The organism is Oscillospiraceae bacterium (genome assembly GCA_031265355.1).
Taxonomy (GTDB): domain Bacteria; phylum Bacillota; class Clostridia; order Oscillospirales; family UBA929; genus JAIRTA01.
In genome coordinates this window covers 38815-61362 of sequence record JAISCT010000060.1, presented here as the reverse complement: position 1 = coordinate 61362, position 22548 = coordinate 38815, and the positions used below count along the sequence as shown (strand labels likewise).

The 22548-nt window shown below is 63.5% G+C and carries 17 protein-coding genes and 1 tRNA gene; 6 read left to right on the top strand and 12 right to left on the bottom strand.

Annotated features, from left to right (window positions below; genetic code table 11):
- The first annotated feature begins 143 nt into the window (after positions 1–143).
- Together LBK75_09180 and LBK75_09175 are read left to right on the top strand one after the other, a co-directional pair.
- Positions 144–386 carry a leucine-rich repeat domain-containing protein gene (locus LBK75_09180; GenBank protein ID MDR1158453.1) on the top strand — a complete coding sequence of 81 codons (243 nt, stop codon included), beginning with the start codon at positions 144–146 and terminating at the stop codon, positions 384–386.
- Positions 387–1008: 622 nt separating this feature from the next.
- Entirely contained in the window at positions 1009–1257 is a 249-nt protein-coding gene (locus LBK75_09175; protein MDR1158452.1) for a hypothetical protein, read from the top strand.
- A gap of 99 nt (positions 1258–1356) precedes the next feature.
- On the opposite strand, the gene LBK75_09170 is transcribed toward LBK75_09175, so the two are convergent.
- The 8 genes from LBK75_09170 to LBK75_09135 all read right to left on the bottom strand — a co-directional run bounded on the left by LBK75_09170 (position 1357) and on the right by LBK75_09135 (position 9842).
- Complete coding sequence (locus LBK75_09170; protein ID MDR1158451.1) at positions 1357–2976, bottom strand: ABC transporter ATP-binding protein/permease; 1620 nt, start codon at positions 2974–2976, stop codon at positions 1357–1359.
- 5 nt (positions 2977–2981) lie between these two features.
- Positions 2982–4706 carry an ABC transporter ATP-binding protein/permease gene (locus LBK75_09165; GenBank protein MDR1158450.1) on the bottom strand — a complete coding sequence of 575 codons (1725 nt, stop codon included), beginning with the start codon at positions 4704–4706 and terminating at the stop codon, positions 2982–2984.
- Positions 4699–5109, bottom strand: coding sequence for a YbaN family protein (locus tag LBK75_09160; GenBank protein MDR1158449.1), 411 nt, complete (start codon positions 5107–5109; stop codon positions 4699–4701). Before LBK75_09160 ends, LBK75_09165 begins: the two co-directional genes overlap by 8 nt.
- Positions 5110–5121: 12 nt before the next feature.
- Complete coding sequence (locus LBK75_09155) at positions 5122–5895, bottom strand: ABC transporter ATP-binding protein (protein MDR1158448.1); 774 nt, start codon at positions 5893–5895, stop codon at positions 5122–5124.
- Positions 5885–6874, bottom strand: a complete 990-nt coding sequence (locus LBK75_09150) for an iron ABC transporter permease (protein MDR1158447.1) — start codon at positions 6872–6874, stop codon at positions 5885–5887. Before LBK75_09150 ends, LBK75_09155 begins: the two co-directional genes overlap by 11 nt.
- On the bottom strand, positions 6871–7878 hold the full coding sequence (locus tag LBK75_09145; GenBank protein ID MDR1158446.1) for an ABC transporter substrate-binding protein: 1008 nt from the start codon (positions 7876–7878) through the stop codon (positions 6871–6873). The genes LBK75_09150 and LBK75_09145 overlap by 4 nt, the downstream gene beginning before the upstream one ends.
- Positions 7875–8924: a hypothetical protein gene (locus LBK75_09140; protein MDR1158445.1), complete on the bottom strand. Its 1050-nt coding sequence runs from the start codon at positions 8922–8924 to the stop codon at positions 7875–7877. Before LBK75_09140 ends, LBK75_09145 begins: the two co-directional genes overlap by 4 nt.
- 87 nt (positions 8925–9011) lie before the next feature.
- Positions 9012–9842 carry a MarR family transcriptional regulator gene (locus LBK75_09135; protein ID MDR1158444.1) on the bottom strand — a complete coding sequence of 277 codons (831 nt, stop codon included), beginning with the start codon at positions 9840–9842 and terminating at the stop codon, positions 9012–9014.
- Positions 9843–10538: 696 nt separating this feature from the next.
- Between LBK75_09135 and LBK75_09130 the strand changes: the two genes are divergently transcribed.
- Positions 10539–11066 (top strand): hypothetical protein, encoded by a 528-nt coding sequence (locus tag LBK75_09130; protein MDR1158443.1) that lies wholly within the window; start codon positions 10539–10541, stop codon positions 11064–11066.
- Positions 11067–11197: 131 nt separating this feature from the next.
- A complete protein-coding gene (locus tag LBK75_09125; protein ID MDR1158442.1) occupies positions 11198–16450 on the top strand; it encodes an S-layer homology domain-containing protein in 5253 nt (1750 codons plus the stop codon).
- Between the two features lie 92 nt (positions 16451–16542).
- Here LBK75_09125 and LBK75_09120 read toward each other — a convergent pair whose 3' ends face one another.
- Genes LBK75_09120 through prfA form a run of 4 tightly spaced genes read right to left on the bottom strand, consistent with a single transcriptional unit; the run spans position 16543 to position 20687 of the window.
- Positions 16543–17940, bottom strand: a complete 1398-nt coding sequence (locus LBK75_09120; GenBank protein ID MDR1158441.1) for an aminopeptidase — start codon at positions 17938–17940, stop codon at positions 16543–16545.
- A gap of 22 nt (positions 17941–17962) precedes the next feature.
- A complete protein-coding gene (gene coaE / locus LBK75_09115; protein MDR1158440.1) occupies positions 17963–18556 on the bottom strand; it encodes a dephospho-CoA kinase in 594 nt (197 codons plus the stop codon).
- A gap of 32 nt (positions 18557–18588) precedes the next feature.
- Entirely contained in the window at positions 18589–19617 is a 1029-nt protein-coding gene (locus LBK75_09110) for a threonylcarbamoyl-AMP synthase (GenBank protein ID MDR1158439.1), read from the bottom strand.
- On the bottom strand, positions 19614–20687 hold the full coding sequence (gene prfA, locus LBK75_09105; GenBank protein ID MDR1158438.1) for a peptide chain release factor 1: 1074 nt from the start codon (positions 20685–20687) through the stop codon (positions 19614–19616). Before prfA ends, LBK75_09110 begins: the two co-directional genes overlap by 4 nt.
- 324 nt (positions 20688–21011) lie before the next feature.
- On the opposite strand from prfA, the gene LBK75_09100 reads away from it, so the two are divergent.
- Positions 21012–21100, top strand: a tRNA-Ser gene (locus LBK75_09100).
- Positions 21073–22548, top strand: coding sequence for an AAA family ATPase (locus tag LBK75_09095; GenBank protein MDR1158437.1), 1476 nt, complete (start codon positions 21073–21075; stop codon positions 22546–22548). Before LBK75_09100 ends, LBK75_09095 begins: the two co-directional genes overlap by 28 nt.

The following is a 22548-nucleotide window of genomic DNA, read 5'->3' as shown; positions in this document are numbered from 1 at the left end:
CGTTAGCGGCTGAGAAAAAATTTTAAATGCTGATTCTCTTCCGATTTGTGCTCTTGTTGAGGAAAATGGCGCAGAAATGCGCCGTTTTTATGCAAAAAAGGAGGAAAAGAGACAAGGGGGACTAAAACCGAACGATTGACATTGTGCTAAATTTTCATAGAAAACGTGTGGAATTACCGGAGACACTGCAGGAGTTGGGGGATGCGGTGTTTGCCAACAATAAATCGTTGGAATCCGTCAGACTTCCCGCTTCTTTGGAGGCGATTGGGAATGCTCCTTTTGCGTTTTGTCCCATAACCACCATCGAGGTCAAAGAAGGCTCGGCAGCCGCTATGGTTTCAGTGGAGGACTTGGCAAGCGCCGATGCCTCCTATGTGTATTATTGAGGTGTTGGCTGGGTTCCTTCAGTTCCCGCAACACATAGAAGGTGAACTGCGTTCACCCGTTTATCAATGAGCGCGAAAACAATTGAGGTGCTGGAGATGCGGATTAAGTATCGGATTGTCAAAAAATGCAATGGGGCCATATCCTCTGGATGCTCACCACTTCGAGTGTCACGTCTCTGTGTAGCGCAATAGACGGGGAATATTGCAAATTTGTGGAAAATTTTTATAATAAATGCACAACATTGGAAGGCGAAGCGGCTGAGGAAAAATTTTTTTGGGGCTGGTTCTCTTCCGATTTGCACTCTTGACGGGGAAAATGGCGCAGGAATGCGCCATTTTTGTGCAAAAAATGGGGAAAAGCGAGAAACAGGACAAAAACAGGCAATTGACATGACGTCGAATTTTATTGTATAATTTATCCGTCTTAATGGGCAATAATGGGGAAAAGGGTAGGTAATTGGTAGTATTTTTGTGCATTGGGTGTCTCTGGTGCGTTTGACGGGGGTTAAATGGTCCGCCATTTAATTGATACAGGGGACCTCGCAAAAGTATAGGCGCATACGGGGCGTCGTGGGAGGTCCTCTGGAGACACATCTATTTGTAGAAGGAGGAGACATGGAACATGAACAACCTCTTAAACGGTGTCTTGGTGAGGGCGAAGTGGACGAAGGACGCCCTGCTCCAAAAGACCAAAAACTTCATCCATGAAGAGCGCGGGGGCGCCGAGATCATCGCGGTGATCATCCTTGTGGCAATCGTCGTCCTGCTTGCCGTGGCGTTTCGCAGCCAACTGGGGACACTGGTGAAGAACATCTGGAGCTCGATCAGCGGCAAAGAGACAGAACTCACGAGTGACTTCGATTTGTCTTGAGCCGGCTTGTCGTACCGAACGAGACGGCAAGAAGAGAAAGAAGAACGAACACCGGAGGGCCGGAGCGCATCAAATGCGCCCTGGCCCTCCGGATATTTATCACGCGTCGCGCATCGTACCGCCGTCCACGGTATAGACGGTGTCCGCAATGCCCATCGTGGAGCGGCGGTGCGAGACGAGGACGACGGTGCGACCGGCGGACTCCGCCCGCAGGGCTCTTAGGATGACGCCCTCGTTCAGGCTGTCCAGGTTGCTTGTCGGTTCGTCAAGCAGCAAGAGCGGCGCGTTGTGCAAAAAGGCGCGGGCCAGCCCGATGCGCTGGCGCTCGCCGCCCGAAAGCGTGCCGCCGAGTTCCCCCACCTGTGTGTCGTACCCGTTTGGCAGAGAGACAATGAAGTCGTGCACTGACGCCTTGCGCGCCGCCGCCGTCACCTCCGCCCGCGTGGCGTCTGGCCGGCCCAACTTGATGTTGGCCTCGATTGTGTCGTGAAACAGATCGGTCTCCTGGGTCACATAGCCCTCCAGCGTCCGCAGATGTGCCGTTGGGATGCGGTCAAGCGCGGTGCCCGACAAAAAGAGAGTGCCCGCCGGTGCGCGCCAGAAACGCATGAGCAGCTTCAAAAAGGTCGATTTCCCGGACCCGCTCCGGCCCACGATCCCTGTGACGGTCCCCTGCTGGATCTGCACCGACAGCCCGCGCAGCACCTCGTGCGCGTCGTAAGAGAAGGAGAGGGCCCGGCTCTCCGCGCCCGTGAAGGACGGCGTGGGTCCCGTCAGGACCTCCGGCGTCTCCGGCGTCTCGTCCAGCAGGGCCAGCACGCGCCGGCCCGCCGCGAGGGTGCCGGGCAGAGCGCCCGAGAGATTCGACAGCGCCAGCACGGGGCCGAAGGAAGAGAACACGGCGAGCGTCGCAAGCAGGGCGTCGGCGGCGTCCACCCCGGCCGCGGGCCCGAGCAGCCGGGCCGCGAACAACGTGAACAGGGAGAAGACGGTCACGGCGAAGCCGGAGAGCGCCCCGGTCCGGCTCTCGCGGTGCCTGAGCGCACCCTGGACGGCCTCCATCTCTTCGGTCATGCGGCCCATCTCCGCCTGCCGCCGGCAGCCCTGGCCAAGCTGCATGAGGTCGGCCAGCCCGCGCAGACTGTCTAGGTAAAAATTGGAAAATTCACCGGCCTGGTCCCGCAGCGGTTCGGCCTCAGCCCGGGCCGCCCGAGCGGTCAACACTGGTAGGAGTGCACCCACGGTCAAGTAGCCGGCGGCGGCGATCAACCCGAGCACCGGGTGGAAAGATCCGACAAACAGCGCCATCCCCAGCGACGCAAGGACAGCGATGGCCACGGGCGAGATCGTGTGGGCATAAAACACCTCCAGCAATTCGATGTCGCCGGTGAGCAGCGCGATCAGATCCCCGCGCCCCCGGGTCTCCAGTTTGGCCGGGCAGAGCCGGCGCAACGCCGCGAAGACCCGATCCCGGAGGACGGCCAGCAGTTTGAACGCGATATAGTGGTTTAAGAGCTGTTCGCCATAGCGGCAGACCCCGCGGCCCGCGGCCAGAATGAGGAGCGCCGCGAGCAGCCCCGCCGGCGCGGCGGCGCGCAGCAGGGCGTGCCCGCCGAGCACCGGGATGAAGATGGCGCAGGCGTGACCCAGCGCGCCGAGCACAACGGCCAACAGCATATATCCGGTCAGAGGTCCGACCAGTCGGAGGAGCCGGCGCATGATCTTCACAGGGCGGCGCCCCCCTTCGCGTACTGTTCCAGTTCCGCCTGCCGCGTCCAGAGGCGCGCGTAAGCGCCGCCGCGCGCGAGAAGCGCCGCGTGCGTCCCCGACTCGGCGACGGTTCCGCTCTCGAGCAGGTAGATTTGGTCCGACGCGACGACGTTTGCGAGCCGGTGGGAGATCAGCAGGACGGCCTTTGTCCGCGCCAGCGCGCGCACGACCGCCATGACGGACGCTTCGCTTTCCGCGTCGATGCTCGAAGCAGCCTCGTCGAAGAGATACACGTCGCTGTCCCGCAGCAGCGCTCGCGCGAGGCACAGCCGCTGTCGCTGCCCGCCCGAGAGATTCGTACCGCGCGCCGCCAGGGTCATCGAGAGGCCTCCCTTATTTTTTAAAAAATCCCATATTCGCGCCTGCCGCAACGCCGCCGTGAGCGCCTCGTCGGAGGCGTCCGGCCGGGCCAGGCGCAGGTTGTCCGCCACGGTGCCCGCGAACACGAAGTCCTCGTGCGTCACGAGGGTGACGCGGCGCGACAGGCTCTCGCGGGCCAGCGTGCGCAGTTCGATCCCGCCGACGCCGATCTGCCCCGTGTAGCCCCGCCGCCGCCCGGCGAGCAGCGCGGCCACCGTGCTCTTGCCGCTGCCGGAGGGACCGACGAGGGAGATGAGGCGCCCGGGGGCCAGCGTGAGCGTCACGCCGGAGAGCGCCGCGCGCGCCGGGTCGTAGGAGAAGGATACGTCCCGCAGTGAGACCGTCAGGGGTCCCGGCGGCGGCGCCTCAGTCCCATTCGCCGGCAGCGGGGTGTCCAAGATCTGGAACATCCGGCCGGAGGCCGACAAACCGTTCATCGCGACGTGAAAGTAGGAGCCAAGCAGCCGCAGCGGCAAAAAGAACTCGGCGGACAGGAGGATCACGGTCAGCGCCCCCGGCAGGTCGAGGGTGCGGTTGGCGCAGCCGAGCACCGCGAGCAGCACGCCGAGCGCCGCGCCGCCGTAGGCGATGAGATCCATGACGGCGATCGAGCCCAGCTGCATCTGGAGCACCCGCATCGTGGAGCGGCGAAAGGTCTCCGCCTCCACTCGCATCCGCGCCTGCCGCGCGCCGTCCGCGCCGTAGACTTTCAGTGCCGTCATGCCCTGGAGGTTTTCGAGAAAGGCGTCGCCCAGCGTCACATAGGATTTCCAGTGCCGTCCCAGCATCTTCTTGGCCATCTGCCGGATCAGCGCGATGATCAGCGGGATCAGCGGGGTGCAGGCGAGCAAGATCCCTGCCACAGAGAGGCTGATCGGAGCGAGGAGACAAAACAGCGTTGGCGGCGCTAGCAGGCTGAAGAAGAACTGCGGGAGATATTTGCCAAAGTAGGCCTCAAGCTGGTCCACCCCTTCCGTCGCCGTTTGCAGGAGTTCGGCGGTGAAGAAGGTCTCGGCGTACGACGGGCCAAATGCGAGCAGTTTGTCGTAGAGCGCCTGCCGCAGTCGCCGCTTCACGCCGGCGGACGCCAAAAACGAGGCCCGGGCGGCCCCGAGGCCGCACAAGGCCCGCAGCCCTGCCGCCCCGGCGGCGGCGGCCAGCGGACTCCACATTCCAGCCGCCGGCGCCCGACCCAGGCACGCGGCGAGGGAAAACACCACCACCGCCCCCAACAGCAGCCCGGCCCATTGTAACAAAACATTGAGAAACACATACCGGTTCGCCCTCTCGGCAAACCGCATCAGGCGTCGGTCAAACATCGGTACCTCCACGGGAATTTTGATTTTTCGGGGTAGGAACCGTACGGATGCGGAAGAGAAAATAGTACCATTTGCCCAGCAAAACGACGGCGATGAGGACGCGGGCGTGCCAGATGGGGGCCAGCCAAATGGCGAGGAGCAGCATGGCGGTGACAGGGAGGCAGATGGCGAGTTTTGTGCGCATCGGCATGGTCTTGTCCTTGATGAAGGTCTCAAGGTGACGTCGGTAAAGGTTGGTGCCGAGAAACCAGTTGTGAAACCGGGTCGAGCCGCGCGCGAAACAAAAGGCCGTCAGCAGCAAAAAGGGCGTCGTTGGCAGCACGGGCAGCACCACGCCGAGCGCGCCAAGGCCGAGGGAGAGACATCCGAGCAGGATGCACAGCGGTTTGATGATCGTTTTCATATTCGTCCCTTCTCACACGGGCAGGACCCACATCCGGCCCTCCTGCGTGCGTACCTCCAGATGAATGCCGTAGAGCGCGAAGATGACGTCCCGATCGATGACGGCGGTGGGCGAGCCTTGGGCGAGCACGCGCCCGTCCTTCAGACCGATCACTTCGTCCGAGTACATGAGCGCCTGATTGATGTCATGCAGCACCATGACGATTGTGAGGCCATGCGCCGCGCCCAGCCGCCGCACGAGCCGCAGCGTCTCTACCTGGTGGCGCACGTCGAGAAACGTCGTCGGTTCGTCCAAAAACAAAAGCTTGGTGTCCTGAGCGAGCGCCATCGCGAGGAAGGCGCGCTGGCGCTGTCCGCCCGAGAGCGTGCCCAGCGCCTGACCGGCGATGTCCGCAACCCCGGTGGCCTCCATCGCCCAGTCGATCCGCGCCTCGTCCGCCTGGGTCCGGCCCCGCAGCGGGACGGCGTGCGGGGCCCGGCCGTACGCTACGAGCGCGCGCACGGGCAGGTCGTCCGGCGCGGCGCTGCTCTGGTGTACGACGGCGGCGCGCCGTGCGAAGTCCTTTAATTGTATCCCCGCGATGTCCCGCCCGTCAAGCAGTATGCGTCCGGCGTCCGGTCGCAGGTGCTTTGTCATCAGCAGCAGGAGGGTTGTCTTGCCGCAGGCGTTCGCGCCCATCAGCGTCGTGACCGTTCGCGGTTTCACGGCGAGCGAGACGCCGCGCAGCACCGGTGTGCGGCCGTAAGAGAAATGCAGGTCTTCGACGACCAGATGATCAGCGGCCAATTCGCTCCCTCCTTCGCAGCAGAACGATAAAAAACGGGCCGCCGGCGACACTCATGACCACCGCCGCCGGGATCTCGCGCGGTGCGGCGGCCAGCCGTCCCACCGTGTCCGCCAGCAGCAACGTGAAGGCGCCGAGCAGCAGGGCAAACGGCGTGAGGATCCGATGGTCCTGTCCGACGATCCGCCGCGCGATGTGCGGCGCCAACAGCGCGAGGAAGGGGACGACGCCGACGGACGCCGTGGCGGCGGCGGCGAGCCACACCGCCGCGCAGGAGACGACAATGCGCAAACGGTCCGCGCGCACGCCCAGCCCCCGCACGGTCCGGTCATCCAGCGCCATCAGGTTGCAGGCAGGGGCAAGCGCCAGCGCGGCGGTGAGGCCCGCGGCGGCATAGCCGGCCAGACGGGTCACGTCCGTCCACGAACGCTGGGTAAGGCCGCCGGCCGACACCGACACGCCGCCGGCGGCGGTCATGCCGTCCAGCACGGCGGTGAGCCCCGAGAACACCGCGCCGATCGCCACGCCGATGAGAAGGATGCGTACCGGGTCGAGCCCACCTTTCCACGAGAGGGCGTAGATCACCAGAAAGGCGAGTACCCCGCCCAAGAAGGCAAAGAGCGGCAACGAGAGATATAGCGCCGGAAAACATGCGGCGACCGCGGCCGCCGCAAACGCCGCACCGCCGGAGATGCCGATGAGTCCGGGGTCGGCCAGCGGATTTTTTAGCGCGGCCTGGAGCAAAAGCCCCGCGCCCGAAAGCATCGCGCCGGCCAGTAGGGCGACCAGAATGCGCGGGAAGCGCAGATCGTAGACCGCCGCTACACGCGCGTCATAGGCCTGAAACAGTCCGCGCAGCAGTTCACTCCAAGTGAGGCGAATGCTGCCGGATTTCATGGCCGCCAGCAGCAGTGCGGCCGTCATCGCGGCGAGGATCAGACAGGCGCACGCACCGGCGGCCTTGCGCAGGCCCGCCCTCATGGGGCCTCTGCCCCGTAGAAGAGGGCCTGCATCCGGGCGACCGCCTCCGGCCAGCGGAAGTTCGCGCTCATGCCGAACACCTCGCTGTCGAGGTCGTAGACGCGCCCTTCCCGCACGGCGCGGAAGTGACGCCAGATCTCGTTTTCCGAAAACTCTTTCGCGAACATCTCCGCCACTTGGTCCGGCAGCGCGTGGGCGGTGCGCAGGATGATGTCCGGGTCGAGCGCCAGCAGCGCCTCGGTGTTCCAGCTCACAAAGGAGTCCGCCGGGTCGGTCACGACATTGACGCCGCCGCCCATCTCCACCAGACTGCCGGCGTAGGAGTGGGGTGTGCACGAGACGTACGCGCCGGGCAGCCCCATCAGAATCAGCACCGTGGGACCCGCCCGATCCCCTTTCGCGGCCGCGAGATCCGCCAGCGAGGATTCATATTCCGTGACCATCGCCTGCGCCCGGTCCGCCTGTCCGTACTTCTTGCCCAGATAGACGGCGCTCTCGTAGAGCCCCGCGACGCTGCGGAGGTTCAAAAAAGTGGCGGGCAGCCCCGCGTTCTCATAGCCGGGCGCCAGGTCGCCCGCCAGGGTGTCGGGGCCGATGATCTCGGTGGGACGCAAGAGCCGGATGGTTTCCAGATCGGGGGCCATCGAAGTCCCCGTCTCGGCGACGTCTGCATAGCGCGCCGGCAGCCCTTCCAGTGCCGGGCGGCCGACGAGCGTGAGCCCCAGCCTGTCGCAGAGCTCCACCGCCGCGCGGGACGTGGCGACAAGTCGGTACGCCGGCGTGTCGGACGGCGCAATGTCCGGCGAGATCTCGGCGAATGCCGTATCCGATGCGGTCGGTGTGAGGACGACCGCCGGGGAGAGAGGTACCGCCCGGTCCGTGTCCGGCGTGACGGCCGGGTGCTGGTCCACACAGCCAGGCAGGAGCATGAGCCCCAGCGCCACAGACAACAATGAACAGATAACAGATAACATGGCCTCGCGCCCGCGTGTGTATTTTGTCATCGAGTTCGCCTCGCTTTCCGCAGGAGGAGTGAGGTCGCGGTCACCGCCGCAAAGACGACCAGCGCGATGAAGATGGCAAGGAACCCTGTGCCGGTTACTGTGTCCTTGGCGCCGGAGTCCGCCGGCGCGGCGGCGGGGACCGTTTCGTCCGGTGCGGCGGCTCCGGGATTGGCTCCGAGGTCGGTCCCAGTTCCGCCCGCCGGGTCTGTTCCACCGCCGAAGGCGAGTGCGGTTTCGCCGGCGGCCTCAGTGTTCTCAGTGTTCTCAGTGTTTCCGGTGTTTCCTGTGTCTCCGGCATTCCCGGAGACTCCGATGTCACCGGAGACCCCGGCGTCGCCGGGAGGGTCTGCTGGTCCGGCAGTATTCGGCGCGGACGTATCGGCTGGCGATGCGGACGCGTCGGGCACCGGGGTTCCGGCGCCGGTTCCGCCGGCCGCCGCCGTGTCCACTCCGTCCGGCGTGTTTGGGGTGTCCCCGGCGGAATTCGCGGCGGATGACGTCTCCACTCCCGCATCCGACGTGTCGGTCCCGGCGTCGGTCCGGCGCGGGGCGACAAAGTCGCCCGTCCCCTCGGTGAGGGCCGTGTCCAGGTTCATGTAGAATTTCACGTCCCGCCCCATCGGGACGACATACATCTCCCAGCACAGGTAGCTGTCGAGCGCGGGGATCTCAAAGCGGTAGTCCGCCGTGTCTTGGGCGGCGTCCTCCTGCATCACGGCGGGTGTGATGGCCGCGTAGGCCCCGCCCGGCGTCTGCTGCGCCGAGAGGCGGAAATCCCGCATGTTGCTCATGAGTTGCAGGCGCACCGTGACGAAGCAGCGTCCGTCCCGGATCTCCGCCAGTGCCTTTTCGTAGACGACGCTGCGGCACATTCCCTCGCCCAGCGCGGCGTTTTGTGTGCCGCCGTCGTCCGTACGGCCTGTGTCGGGGTTCAGGTAATGGGTGTGGGTCGCAGCCAGGTAAGTCCCGTCCGCCGCGGCCCGCGCGGGCACTGCGGCGGACACGCACAGCCACAGCGCCAGCAGACAGATCCGTCTCTTTTTCATGGAAAGCGTTCCCCCTGTTGTGTGGTTTGAAACCTGCCGACGGCCCGAAGGGGACCGGCAGGTTGTCGTCGCAATGATTAGAAAAAACTAACCTCCGGGCGAAAAGAGGTGCTCTTTGAGGTCGCTCTGTTTCAAAAACAGCACGAGATCCGCCTCGCTCTCGGGCATGCCGCAGGCCTCTGCCCGCGCCCGGATACGGACGCTTCCCTCCAGACCGCCGTCGCCGCGGCGCAGACGGATTGCGTCGCCAGGGATCAGCCAGCGTCCATTGTCCTCGCGCACTTCGTGCCAGGTATCCGTCTGATGGAAATAGAGGCGGTCGAGCTGCCCGCGGATCAGGCGGCCGGTCTCGCGGTTTTGGTAGCGGATGGTCCGAGATCGCAGTTCCAGCGCGCAGCATCGGTTGAAGAACAGCAGGCGGGCGGGCTTACGAAAGCCGATGTCGCCCATTGACGTCACCGGTTTTTCCGGCTGGAACACGGTAAAATTCACCCGGTACATGCCGTCCGGGATGTTGGACAGCGCCTCGTGTTTCGCAAACCGGACCCGGCGCGCGGCGTGACGGGCGATCTGGCGGCCGGCGGCGACCCCGGCCAGGTTCTCCGGCACGTGACAGAGGAAGAACAGTGCCAGCGCCCGTGCCTCGCGGTCCGTGTAACACATGTCCTCCCGGAGAAAGACGACGGAGTCCTCATACCGCTCCCACAGGGGCGCGATGGCTTTCTGCCCCGCTGCGGTGAGCCGGATCTCGTTTTCACCCTTGCACACGAGTTCCTTCTTCTCCAGCGCCGCGACGACGTCAAAGGCCGTGCTCCGGCTGACGTCAAAGTAGCCGGCCAGCGCGGCGAGCGTCCGGCTTTTGCCGGGCCGGTTGCGCAGGTACAGCAGATATTGATACTGCCTTGCCGTGATGGACATGTATCTCCTTTCACCTCCGAAAACCGTGGCCGTCTGTGTGACAAAGCCGTTTCTTCCCAGGGCTGCAATCCGTCCATTATCTTACCATCAATGCGTCAAAAAAGCAATGAAAAATGGCCTGAAAATATGGGGAGAAGCGGTGCGCAAAAAATTTTTTCGCACCCCGCGTTAGGCACGCCGAACGCCAAAATTGCTCTTGGGACAGAGGCGCCAAATACATGTGAACAAGCTGTGCCGCAATCGATTCAAAAAATTAATCGCAATTCAAAAATGGAAAAATATGTAATATAAAGAGCCTTGTCGTGCCATTTTGAACGCCCTTGACAAGCGCGAGGGTTTCTGCTATCATATGGACTGTAGTTAGAAACTACTAACCACAGAGGACCACCAGGTCATATCCTCGGTCCAGAGGATATCAAAGGGGCAATATGTTTACTTGGAAGTCAGAAAAATCGGCTGAAATAGCCTACAATATTAGTAAACGCTAACTAAATTCTCCCTATGGGCCGTCGTCTTCCCTTAAGCGCAGGTTGGATGGGAAAGAACGCGGCATGGTTGCTCACCATTGTTCGGCCGAACATGATGATAGAAGTTCTCTTTGGCAGATAACCGATTGGAGGGATACACGGCATTTGTCGGGGGGAAGAAACGATTGCCGGTCCCAACGGACCGGCGCCGGAGAAAGGAGCGTTTCAAATGAAAACCAAAAGCAGAGCCTATGCCCTTGCCCTCGCCGCGGTACTGGCGTTCAGCGTGTTCGCCATCTCCGCCAGCGCCCAAGTTGGCCAGTACGCTAATACCGCGCCCCTCGACGAAAACGATGACCCAGTCTACTTCTACTCGGCGAGCACCGGCAACGCCGCGCCGCACGGCAACAACGTCGTGGACAGCTACGACGTCGATCTGGATGACGACACAGCGACGATCTACTTCAAGCTGGGTCATGTGACGGTCACCAGACCGGGTGTGGGCGTCGTGTTTGATGACGACGTCATCGTGGAAGGATTTACGGTGGATGGTGGCAGCGTCGATTTCAACGTCAACCAGACGACAGGGGTCGGAACGGCGGTCATTTATGATCTGTCGGATTACTTTGAAACAGTGGGAGGTGTCACGGTGGCGAGGATTCCCGTCACCGTCGCGTTCTACTACCCCGGCGAGGATGATCATCCCGGTGGGCAGGACTTTATCTTGCAGTTGAACACCATCCCGGCGGCGGAGTAAGCCGCGCGCGCGTGCGGCGGTGAATTTGCAGAGAGGGGCGATGCCGGCGAAATTCGGCGGCGTCGCCCCTCTCGACCGGTTTTGTGGCAAAGTTGGTCATTTTTAGATTGATGAGAGGGACGTGTCAGCGTATGAAGAAGGATTTCGAGGCCCGCGGCGAGAAAAGGGCGGGGCGTTTGAGGCGCAGGGCGGCAGCCCTGCTTGCCGCATGCGTCATGTTGCTGTCCCTGTTACCGGCAGGCGTGTGGGCGGTTGAAGGAGAGGAAGGGGCGGAGGAGCTCGGTGCAGGATTGACGGACGGCGTATATACCGTGCCGTTGCATTTCTATGACGGTCAGTTCAGCATCGGGGAGAGAAAACTTGGTGCGAATGGAACGGCCCGTGTCCAGTTCAACAGACGCGCGCTGGTACGAAAAAACGGGGACGAATATGAGGTGACGCTGCTTTATAACTCTTACAGTGCCTACGACTTCATCCAGATTGTGAAGCCGGAGAAATTGGCGGAGGTGAAGGCGCTGCTGGCGGCGGAGAATGCCCCATATCCGAATTTCCAATATTTCCCGACCGGCGCGTTCAACTGCCCGGCGTACATCTTAGAGAGTTTGCGCGAGGGCGGAAGCCTGTACGAGAAAATATACATCCTACCCGGTTTCGACGAATACTACCGCACAGACGTGGCAAACACGTGGGCGGATGAAGCCCTCGATACGGGCTATCTCTCGTTCACGGTACCCAATTTGACGGATGAGGTGCTGATCAAAGCATATTCGCGCCTGTTGTCGGAGAACGCGGCATCCGGCGTCGAGTGCGCGCCTTATGCCCTGATCATGTGTTTTGAGCCGGGTTCGGCCCTTCGGCTGCCGGAGGCGCTTGTCCCGGAAGCCGGTACACACACCCTTGGATGGGCGTGGACGAACGTCAGACGGGGAAGACTCACGGCATTCACTGGGACTGTAGCCGTCAGCGCCACCTCAATCGTGCCGATGCCGGACATTTTTGAGGGTGCAGTAGCGGTTACCGCGGCGGAGGACGGGGCCCTGATGGCGGTCTTCACGCTGAAGGCCCCCGCGGGGCCTGAGAATACGGTGCTGACCATCGAAAAAGCTGTAGACCGGGGCGATTTCGAGACGGTCAAGACGGCCTCAGGCATCGGAGCTTATTGGTGCGAAGCGTACAACACCACCTTTGAGACGATATACGCCGCCGCAGGCGCGGAGAGCGACACACTCACCCTCACGTATGAGGACTTGGCATTCGGCGTCTATCTCCGCGTACTGACGGAGGCGAACAACAATGCGGCCCAACCGACGCGCACGGAGTATCTGCACGGGTGGCTCCGGCTTGACCCGGTGCAGGCTGTGCCGCTGGAGCTGCGCGACGAGGGGAGCGGGGTGACGCTGTCCTGCCTGTCGACCGACATCCCGGGCAGCAGCGTGTTCGCGGCGCCGGCGCGCACGGAGTACGCCGGTGTGCGCCACGTACTGCCGGACCGGTTCAGCGGATACACCGCGTTCGCGAGAGTGGGGGCGGACGGGCCTCACTATGCCTTCTACGCCATGTCGCTCACGAGCGGAGGGAACCCCGTGTCGCCCCAGCAGGAGGTGACGCTGCGCTTCCCGATCCCCGACGGGTGGGCGGCGAACCGCGTGACGCTCTACCGCTTCGGCGGCAGCAGTGGCACTAACAACCCCAAATTCACTTTGGACGCAGCGGCCGGCGCGGTGACTGTCGTCACGCGGGAATGGAAAGATTTAAACGCCGATTACCTGCTGCTTGAGAAGGGGATGCCGGACGACCTGCCGGCGGTGCTCACGGAGGACGGCCTCTACCGCGCGCGGGTGTTCAGCAAAAACGCGAATCAGGACGACGTCTCGATGAGCGCCTTTGTCATCCGGGACAACATCGGCTACATCGAGGTGAAGGGCGGCCAAAAAACATTGTATCTCACGCTGCAGTCCACCTCTGTCATGGGCCTGCCCGGGTGGCTGCGCCGGATGTTTTATTATGGTACCGCCGCGCCGGCGGAGGCGGAATACCTCGCGTACCACGCGACTGAGACAGGCAGTCTGAAAGTCGACGTCATTGCGGAACTCTTCGGCGACGTATACGACATCTGCTACCCCAAACGGATGGCGGTGCCCCTGGGGGAGATGACGGAAAATGGGTACTACCGCGTCGCCCTGAACATCCCGATGATGGACGGAATGTCCGGTTCGATCAGCGACGGGACCCGGATTTCCGCCGAGGCGCTGTGGATGATCCACGACGTGCAGCGGGTCGAGGGAGACAACCCGCTTGCCGGGTACGACAGAACCGTCATCCGCGCACAGCTCGACCGGGCCAGCCGGCTGCTGCGGGACCCCGCGCTGACCGGCGCCGCCAAGGCCGCGCTCGGCGGGGCTGTGGCGGCGGCTTGGGCGGTCTACGACGCGGCCGCGCCCACGTCTGCGGACATCAAAGCCGCCGCCGACACGCTGGCGGAGGCGGTCGCGCAGGCGGCTCTCACGTCGGAACCGCCTGCGGTTTTGACGCTGGATGGCGCGCTCGAAGCGGCCCGAGCCCTGCTGACAGGCGGCGACGGGTACCTTGAGACGTCGTACCGGGCGTTGGAACAGGCTGTGACGGCGGCGGAGACCGCCGCGACCGGGAATTTGACCGAAGAAGAGACCGCGGCGCAGGTCGCGGCGCTTGAGACCGCGCAGGCCGCGCTCGCGGCGACGGACGACCTGGCCGTCGCGTTTGCGGACGGCGACTACAGTCTCGCGGACAAGACGGCGCTCTGGCACTACAGCATGAATCAGGCGTCTATGGGGCACCCAGCCGTCGATCACGGGGCGTCCCACCTGGTGGTCGAGGACGGCAAAGCTTATGTGCACCTGTTCTTTGGGCCGATGGTGTTCGCAGGTACGAGCGGATATCTGGCGGAGATCGCCCGGTTTTCGGAGCGGTACATCGACGCCGAAGGCAACCTCGACGTCAACCGGTCCACACTTGTCCCCGCCGCCGTACACGCGGTGTACGAGGGCGTGACGGACGACTACGGCCCGACCAAAAAGGACGACCCGGACAGAGGCGTCTGGTACCCGAAGGAGATCAGCCTGGAGGTCGTGCCCGGAGAGGAATACACATATGTTTATGTGACGGTCCCGGTCATGGGCGACTCCGCAGACCAGCCCGCGCGTCTGCGGATCGACTGGAGCGGGTTTGCCCTGGGCGAGGCGCTTGACATGGCGGCGCTTGAGGCCGCGCTCGACGCGGCCCGCGGTGTGCGTGCCGCCGACTGTACCGCGGCCTCCTACGCCGCACTGACGGCGGGCATTGCGGCGGCTGAGGCGCTCTGGACCCAGCTTGGTGTGACGCAGGCCATGGTGGACGCCCGGGCCGCCGCGCTGGACGCGTCCCGCGCGGCCCTGCGCCCGGCTCTCACGCCGGAGCCGCCGGAGACCCTGGCCGACGGCGTCTATGAAGTGCCTTATACGATCCAAAACGCCTTCCTGAACCAGCCCTCGATGGCGGCCGAGGCCGTGGACGGCCCGGCGACGGTGATCGTCGCCGACGGGCGCGCCACCTATCTGCTGACGTTCAAGGCCCGTGTGACAGAGGGCGGTCTTCGCGGCCACCTGCTGACGCTCTGGAACATCCCCGGCGCCGAACTGCCCACGGGGGCGCCCGCGGACTACGAAAAAGACGAATACAAAGCCGCCGTCGTACAGATGACCGAGGACGAGGGACTAAACGGCCGTACGGACTACCCCAAAGTGTTTGCCATCACGCGCGACACCGCCGGCGAGCCGTACTTCTATGTCCGCGTGGACGTGGACGCGATGGGCGAGAGCCGCCAGGCCGCCAAGATCGTCCTCGACTGGGATGAGGCGCGCCCGACCGTCCTCCCGGACGAGAACGGAGACACACCCATTACGGGCGGCGGCAAGACGCAGACCCCGACGGCGCCCGCGGACGGGACCTACCGCGTGTCGGTGGCCCTTTGGCATCAACAGGCCGCGCAGGCGTCGATGGGCAACGATGCGTTCACGGGGCAGGGCCTCCTGACCGTGTCGGGCGGCGCCTACCGGCTCCAGGCGGTCACAGGCCCGGTCAACAACAGCGGCTACAGTTCCGCCCTCACGGACGTGCAGTACGACATCGGCGGCGGTTGGCGCGACGCACGCACGGTCGAAACCGGCCGTCACACGACGACGATGAAATTCGACGGCGTGGCCCACGAGCTCACCTATCTCAGCATCTTTGAGATCGACCTGAAAAACACGACGGACGTCTATGTCCCCGTCCGGCTGAAGGTGCCCTACACCCCGATGGACGAGGTGACGACGGACGGCTGGATGTATGCCCGGCTGCGGATCGACTGGAGTACGTTGAGCCGGAACACGAACGACGAGACCGTGCTGACGCCTGAGACGCCGCTCGTGGCGTCCGCCGTCGCCGTTGGTTTGACCGACGCGGCGACGGGGATCCGCCTGAAAGCGGCGGAGGGCGTGCTGCCGGCGGAGGCCGCGCTTGGTGTTGCGGCGGTCACATCTGGCACCGAGTACACGCGGGCTTCGAGCGTGCTCGCCGACACCGCGGCGCGCTTTGTCCTCTACGACATCGCCGTGCGCGCCGACGGCGCCGAGGTGCAGCCGGAGGGTGCGATCACCGTGCACATCCCGCTTCCGGACGGCTTTGACGGGCGCCGGGCCGCGCTCTACCGCATCAACGACGACGGCACCGCCACACTGGTTCGGGGCACTGCCCTGGACGGCATCTACACGGCGCCGCTCACGCGCCTCGGCCTCTATGCGCTCGCCGAAGGCCTTCAGGCCGTGCCCTCCCCCGTGGACGCGTTCGCGGACGCGGCGGAACACTGGGCCTACGAGTACATCCGGTACGTGGTGGAAAAATCGCTGTTTTATGGCGTCGGCGCGAACACCTTCGCGCCAGACCGCCCGATGACCCGCGCGATGTTTGTGACGGTGCTCGGCCGGCTCGCGGGCGCAGACCAGGCAGCCTACGCGGACAGCCCGTTTGACGATGTCGCGGAGGGCCGGTGGTATGCGCCCTATGTGGCGTGGGCCCGCGACAAAGGGATCGTCGACGGGGTGGGGGAAGACCGTTTCGCACCCGACCGCGCGGTTACGCGTCAGGAAATGACGACGATTCTGTACCGCTACACTCGTTTCGCGAGCGTCACGCTCCCGTCCGAGACCGCGGAGACCTTTGCGGACGTCGCGGACATCGGCGCGTGGGCGCGGGAAGGGGTGCAAGCCCTCACGGAGGCGGGGCTCATCCGGGGCGCCGGCGAGGGCCGTTTTGACCCCCAGCGCACCGCCACCCGCGCCGAAGCCGCCGCCCTCCTGGCCCGCCTCAGCGTCCACATCGGCTCATAAATAAGATTTTCTTCAGTTCCCAACACACGAAGAAAGCAGGGGCCGGCATACCGACCCCTGCTTTCTTTACGCGGCATATTTGGAAATAATTGTTAATTCATATACACCGTCAAAGCGGCGCGGTAGGTTTCGAAGAGGTCCAGTTTGGAGATGATCTCGAACGGGCTGTGCATCGAGAGCACCGGCACGCCGGCGTCCACAACTTCGATGTCGCGCTGCGCCATATAGACGGCCACCGTGCCGCCGCCGCCCTGATCCACCTTGCCCAGCTCGCCGAACTGGTAACGGATGCCGTCGCGCTCCAGCAGGCCGCGCAGCCGGCCGACGGTCTCCGCCGAGGCGTCGGAGGATCCGGCTTTGCCGCGCACGCCCGTGTATTTCATGAGACCGAGCCCGTAGTTCAGCCGGTGGGCGTTGGTCTTATCCGACACCTCCGGGTAGTTGGGGTCAAACGCGTTGCAAACGTCGGCCGACAGACAGAACGAGGACGCGAAGCACGCCCCGAGCGGTACGCCCTGCCCGGCGCACAGGTCGGTCATCAGGGTGTCGAAAGCGGCGCTGCGCATCCCGGTCACGCCCTCCGAGCCGATCTCCTCTTTGTCGGCCAGCAGGCAGACCGCCGTGTGTTCCGGGGCGCCCTCAAGGTCCAGCAGCGCGCGCAACGCGACGAAACCGCACACGCGGTCGTCGTGCCCGTACCCGCCGATCAGCGAGGCGTCCAGTCCCACGTCGCGGACGGGCAGTGCGGGCACGAGGGAGAGCTCCGCGGAAAGAAAATCCGCCTCTGTGACGCCGTATCGGCGGTGGAGCAGCTCCAACACCGCGAGTTTGACGCGCCCCTCCCCGGTCTCGGCGTCCGGGCGCGTGCCGACGAGCACATTGAGACCCTCGCCGGTGATGGCCTCCCGGAGGTTCTTTTTCATCTGCTCCCCGGCCAGATGAGGCAGCAGGTCGGTGATCGTGAAGACAGGGTCGTCCGGCGCGGCGCCGATGGACACCGGCACCACGGCGCCGTCCGTCTTGACGACGACGCCGTGCAGTTCCAGCGGCAGCGCCACCCACTGATACTTCTTGATACCGCCGTAGTAGTGGGTCTTCAGCAGGGCCGTTTCGCTGTCCTCGTAGAGGGGGCGGGGCTTCACATCCAGCCGCGGCGCGTCGATGTGCGCGGCCACGAGACGCACGCCCTCGTCCAACCCGCGCCGGCCCGCGATGATCAGCGTGACCGCCTTGTCCCGGTTGACCTGGTAGAATCTGTCGCCGGGGCGCACGGCGAGCCCCCGCCGGTAGGCGGAAAAGCCCCGCGCCTCGGCGCGGCGCACCGCCTCCGCAGCCGACAGCCGCTCGGTTTTCCCCACCGTCAGAAATTGTTTGTAATCCTCCCCCAGCGCCCGCACGCGGTCCCACTGGCCGTCCTCCAATGTGTCGAAACCGTTCTTTGGCTGATAAAACAGCGCCTCGCGGCGCGGACTCTTGCTTGTCTCAGACATACTCCGACCTCTTTTCGCAAAATTACCTGTTTCCGGTGAGCTGGCGGTAGAGAACCTCGGCGGCGCGGGCGAGGGCGGCCGGGTCCGCGTTGTTTTCGAGCACAAAGTCGCAGCGGACGCGGTAGTCCTCGTCGCGCCGCCCGGCGGCCGCGCGGGCCCGCGCGTAGGCGACGTCCACGCCGTCCCGCGCGACGATACGCGCCAACCGGGCCTCGAGCGGCGCCAGCACGCACACGAGCGCCGCGCAACGCGCGGCCAGCGGCCCGTCCAGCAGCGCCACGGCGTCCACGGCGGCCACCCGGTGCCCGCCGCGCCGCGCCGCCGCCAGCAACCGTTCGATCTCGCGGATGACGGCGCCGTGGGTGAGCGTCTCCAGAATCCGCCGTCGGTCCACGTCGGCGAACACGATGCGTCCCAGCGCTTTGCGGTCCAACCGGTCGCCGGAGAACGCCGCCGGGAACGCGCGCCGGATGGCCTCCTCCAGGGCCGTGTCCGTCTGTAACAGGCGGTGGTACACCTCGTCGGCGTCGATGCAATACGCGCCGAGGCCGGCCCACACGCCCATCACCGTGGTCTTTCCCGTACCGGACCCGCCGGTCAGCCCGATGACAATCATACGCGGCCGCCCTTCCTGTAAAATCGAGATGATTAAACGTCCAGCGCTTGAAAGCCGGCGGCTTTGCGCAGACGGTTTTGGACAGCGGCTTCCACACCGCCGCCCTCGGGGCAGCGGGCGAAGAGCTGCCGCGCGCCCAGGGCGTCGAGCCGGCGCAACGCGTCGAAGAGCGAACGGGCCAGCGAGAGCGGATCGGCTCGCGAACCGTAGCTCACCCGGGAGAGGCCCGCGAAGTCGTCCCACTCCTCGTCAAAGCAGAGCACGGCAGTGGGTCCGGACTGACGGCGGACGTAGTCCGCGGCCCGACTGACCGGGCCGCACAGGATGGTGAGCGGCGCGCGGGGGGCGTAGTGGCGGTATTTCATACCGGGTGCGCTGGGGGTTTCGCCGTCGGCCAGTGCCCCCTGTACCGCCGGGTCGATCATCAAGTTGGGGATCACGTCGCAGAGCGACTCCCGCGTGACGCCGCCCGGTCGGAGCAGTCTCGGCGGGTGGTGCGCCACACTTACCACGGTGGATTCGATGCCCCACTGGCAGGGGCCGCCGTCCAGAATGGCGTCGATCCGCCCTCCGAGGTCCGCTCGGACATGATCTGCCGTCGTGGGGCTGGGCCGGCCGGCCAGGTTGGCGGAGGGAGCGGCCAGCGGTGTTCCGGCGGCCCGGATGACCGCGCGGGTGGCCGGCAGGGCGGGCAGGCGGACCGCCACGGTGGGCAGTCCGGCCGTCACTACATCGGGCACGACGGCACGCCGGGGCAGCACCAGGGTGAGCGGACCCGGCCAGAAGCGCTGGGCCAGCGTCAGCGCGGCCGGTAGGATTTCCCGGCACAGCGCCGTCAGATCCTCGGGTTCGGCGATATGCACGATGAGGGGGTTGTCAGCCGGGCGGCCCTTGGCCTCGAAGACGCGCGCCACGGCGGCCGGGTCCAGGGCGTTGGCCGCGAGGCCGTACACCGTCTCAGTGGGTACCGCGACCAGCCGCCCCGCGCGCAGCAATCGGCCCGCGGAGGCGATGTCGTCCGGCGAAGAAGCCGTCAGAAGCATGGTGTGGATCCGACTCATGTTTCCTCCTGCGCGCGCAGTCTGTCCGCCTGGTCGGCGGTGATCAGCGCGTCCATGATCTCGTCCAGATCGCCCGCCAGGATGGCGTCAATTTTATAGAGCGTGAGACCGATGCGATGGTCCGTGACGCGCCCCTGGGGGAAGTTGTAGGTGCGGATGCGCTCGGAGCGGTCTCCCGTGCCCACCTGACTCTTGCGGTCGGAGGCGATGAGCGCCTCCTGTTCGGCCCGCTTGCGTTCGAGCAGCCGGGAACGGAGGATCTTCATAGCTTTGTCACGGTTTTTGTACTGGCTGCGTTCGTCCTGACACTCGACGACGAGGCCGGTCGGCAAATGGGTGATGCGGATGGCGCTCTCGGTCTTGTTGACGTGCTGTCCGCCGGCGCCGCTGGAGCGGAAAGTGTCGGTCTGCAGGTCGGCGGGATTTATCTCAAAATCCACCTCTTCGGCCTCCGGCAGCACCGCCACCGTGACGGTGGACGTGTGGATGCGGCCGGACGCCTCGGTGTCGGGCACCCGTTGCACGCGGTGGACGCCGCTCTCAAATTTTAGACGCGAATAAACGCCGACGCCTTCGATCATGAAGCAGATCTCTTTGACGCCACCGAGCTCGGTCTCATTCAGATTCAGGACTTCCGTCTTCCAGCGCCGCCGTTCGGCATACATGGTGTACATGCGCCACAGCGAGGCGGCAAACAGCGCCGCCTCCTCGCCGCCGGCGCCGCCGCGGATCTCGACGATGACGTTTTTGTCGTCGTTCGGGTCGCGGGGCAGCAGCAGCACGCGGATCTGTTCGAGCAGACGGACTCGCTCGACGCGCGTCTCGTCGAACTCCTCCTGGGCCAGCGTCCGCAGATCGGCGTCCTCGGCGCCGTCCAAGATCCCCCGCGCGTCGGCCGCCCGCCGCTCACAGGCGGCGTAGGCCCGGTAGGCCGCGACGACGGGGGCGATCTCTTTTTGTTCCTTCAGCAATTTTGTCATGCGCGGCCGGTCGGCAAAGACCGCCGGCGCGGTCAGCAGCCGCGAGAGCTCTTCATCGCGCTGCGCGAGCAGTTTCAGTTTTTCCAGCATAGGCCGCCCCTCGTAGGCGGGCAGCTCTCGCAAGCCGCTGCCGGTGGCAGCGCAGAGAGACGCCCGATTGTGATGTCCATACAGTATATCACGTCCAGCGCCGCAAGGGAAGGTTTTGTGCAGCTCCGTTCAAACCTTCGCCGTATCATCGGTGAGGACACGAAAGCCGCGACACGGTCTGAGGCAAGGGTGCGGTTGCTCGAAGCCGCCTCTGGGCGGCAGAGGAATTTCGCCCTTGATTTTATGACTGGCTGGGCGTATAATGAAATGCGGAGGCTCCGCGGACGCGGGAGAAAATCCCCGTCGCGGCGGCGTCTTGTATAGGGAGAGGTATCGAAGTGGTCATAACGGGGCTGACTCGAAATCAGTTTGGGAGCAATCCCACGTGGGTTCGAATCCCACCCTCTCCGCCACGGAGCCTGAAATTTCAACGATTTCAGGCTTTTTCTTTCTACCGTTTGTTGCCACGCTTTTTGTTTTTGCTGCTCAAGTTGCCCGTGCTGCCCCGAATTTTGTTGCCCGGCAAAAAAACTTATGCAATATTGTTCTCACTCTTTTGCCGGTAACTGTGACAGGTTGCGGATTTTTTACAGACATCGCGGCAGAGGCGTTGGCGATGTATCCGTTACCTGGTGTGGGACACTGGCAGGATGCTGTTTTTGAACAGGAGGGGCTCATCGTGCGCATTGAGAGCATTCACATCAAAAATTTTCGGGCGCTGCAAGATGTGAGTATAACAGGCATCTCTAATATGACAGTTGTCGTGGGGAAAAATGGTGTGGGGAAGTCCACCTTTTTTGACGTCTTTGGCTTCTTGCGCGATTGTCTTGAGCAAAATGTCCGAAAAGCGCTGGAGATGCGCGGCGGTTTTAAAGAAGTGGTGTCGAGAGGAAAAGAGAACGAGTCCATCTTGTTTGAAATCAAGTTTCGAGCGGAAAAAGACGAGCCACTTGTGACATATATATTGGAGCTGTCTCATTCAACGGGAAGACCCGTCGTGAGCAGAGAAATCTTGCAATACCGCCGCGGAAGTCGTGGCGCCCCTTGGCGCATGTTGGAATTTGCAAACGGAAGAGGGACAGCTGTTTCTGGGAAAGTTTCGTCGTATGAAGATGTAAAAAAAGCGGACCGACGGCGGGAACAGGCGCTGGATTCCGCCGACATATTGGCCATCAAAGGCCTGGGACAATTCTCTGATTTTGAAGCCATTGCAACCTTCAGAAAAATGGTGGAAAATTGGACAGTTTCGGATTTTCGGATTTCAGAGGCTAGGACTACCGAACAGAAATCAGTCTACAGCGAACATTTATCGCGAACGGGAGACAATCTCTCCCAAGTCGCAAAATTTATTTATGAGAATCACCCCGAAATATGGAAGGATATATTGCAGAAAATGCAGGAACGCATACCTGGCGTTGCGGGCATAGAGGCCACGACAACGGAAGACAATCGACTGTTGTTGAAGTTTAAAGATGGCGCGTTTAAAAGTCCATTTTTATCTGTATATACCTCCGATGGAACCATCAAAATGCTTGCCTATCTGGTCCTATTACATGACCCGCAGCCCAATCCCCTTCTTTGCATTGAAGAACCGGAAAATCAATTGTATCCGGAAATACTCGAAATACTCGCGGAAGAATTTCGCGAGTATTCAAAGCGGGGACAGATCTTTGTCTCCACGCATTCGCCAGACTTTCTGAATGCCGTTGCATTGTCGGAAGTAATCGTCTTAGAAAAAGCGGATGGGTACACCACGGCGCGGATGTTGAAAAAGGATGCGACACTTGCAAGGCTGGTTGAATATGGCGACAAATTGGGCTGGCTTTGGAAACAGGGTTACTTCGCGAAGAACGAGGTGTAA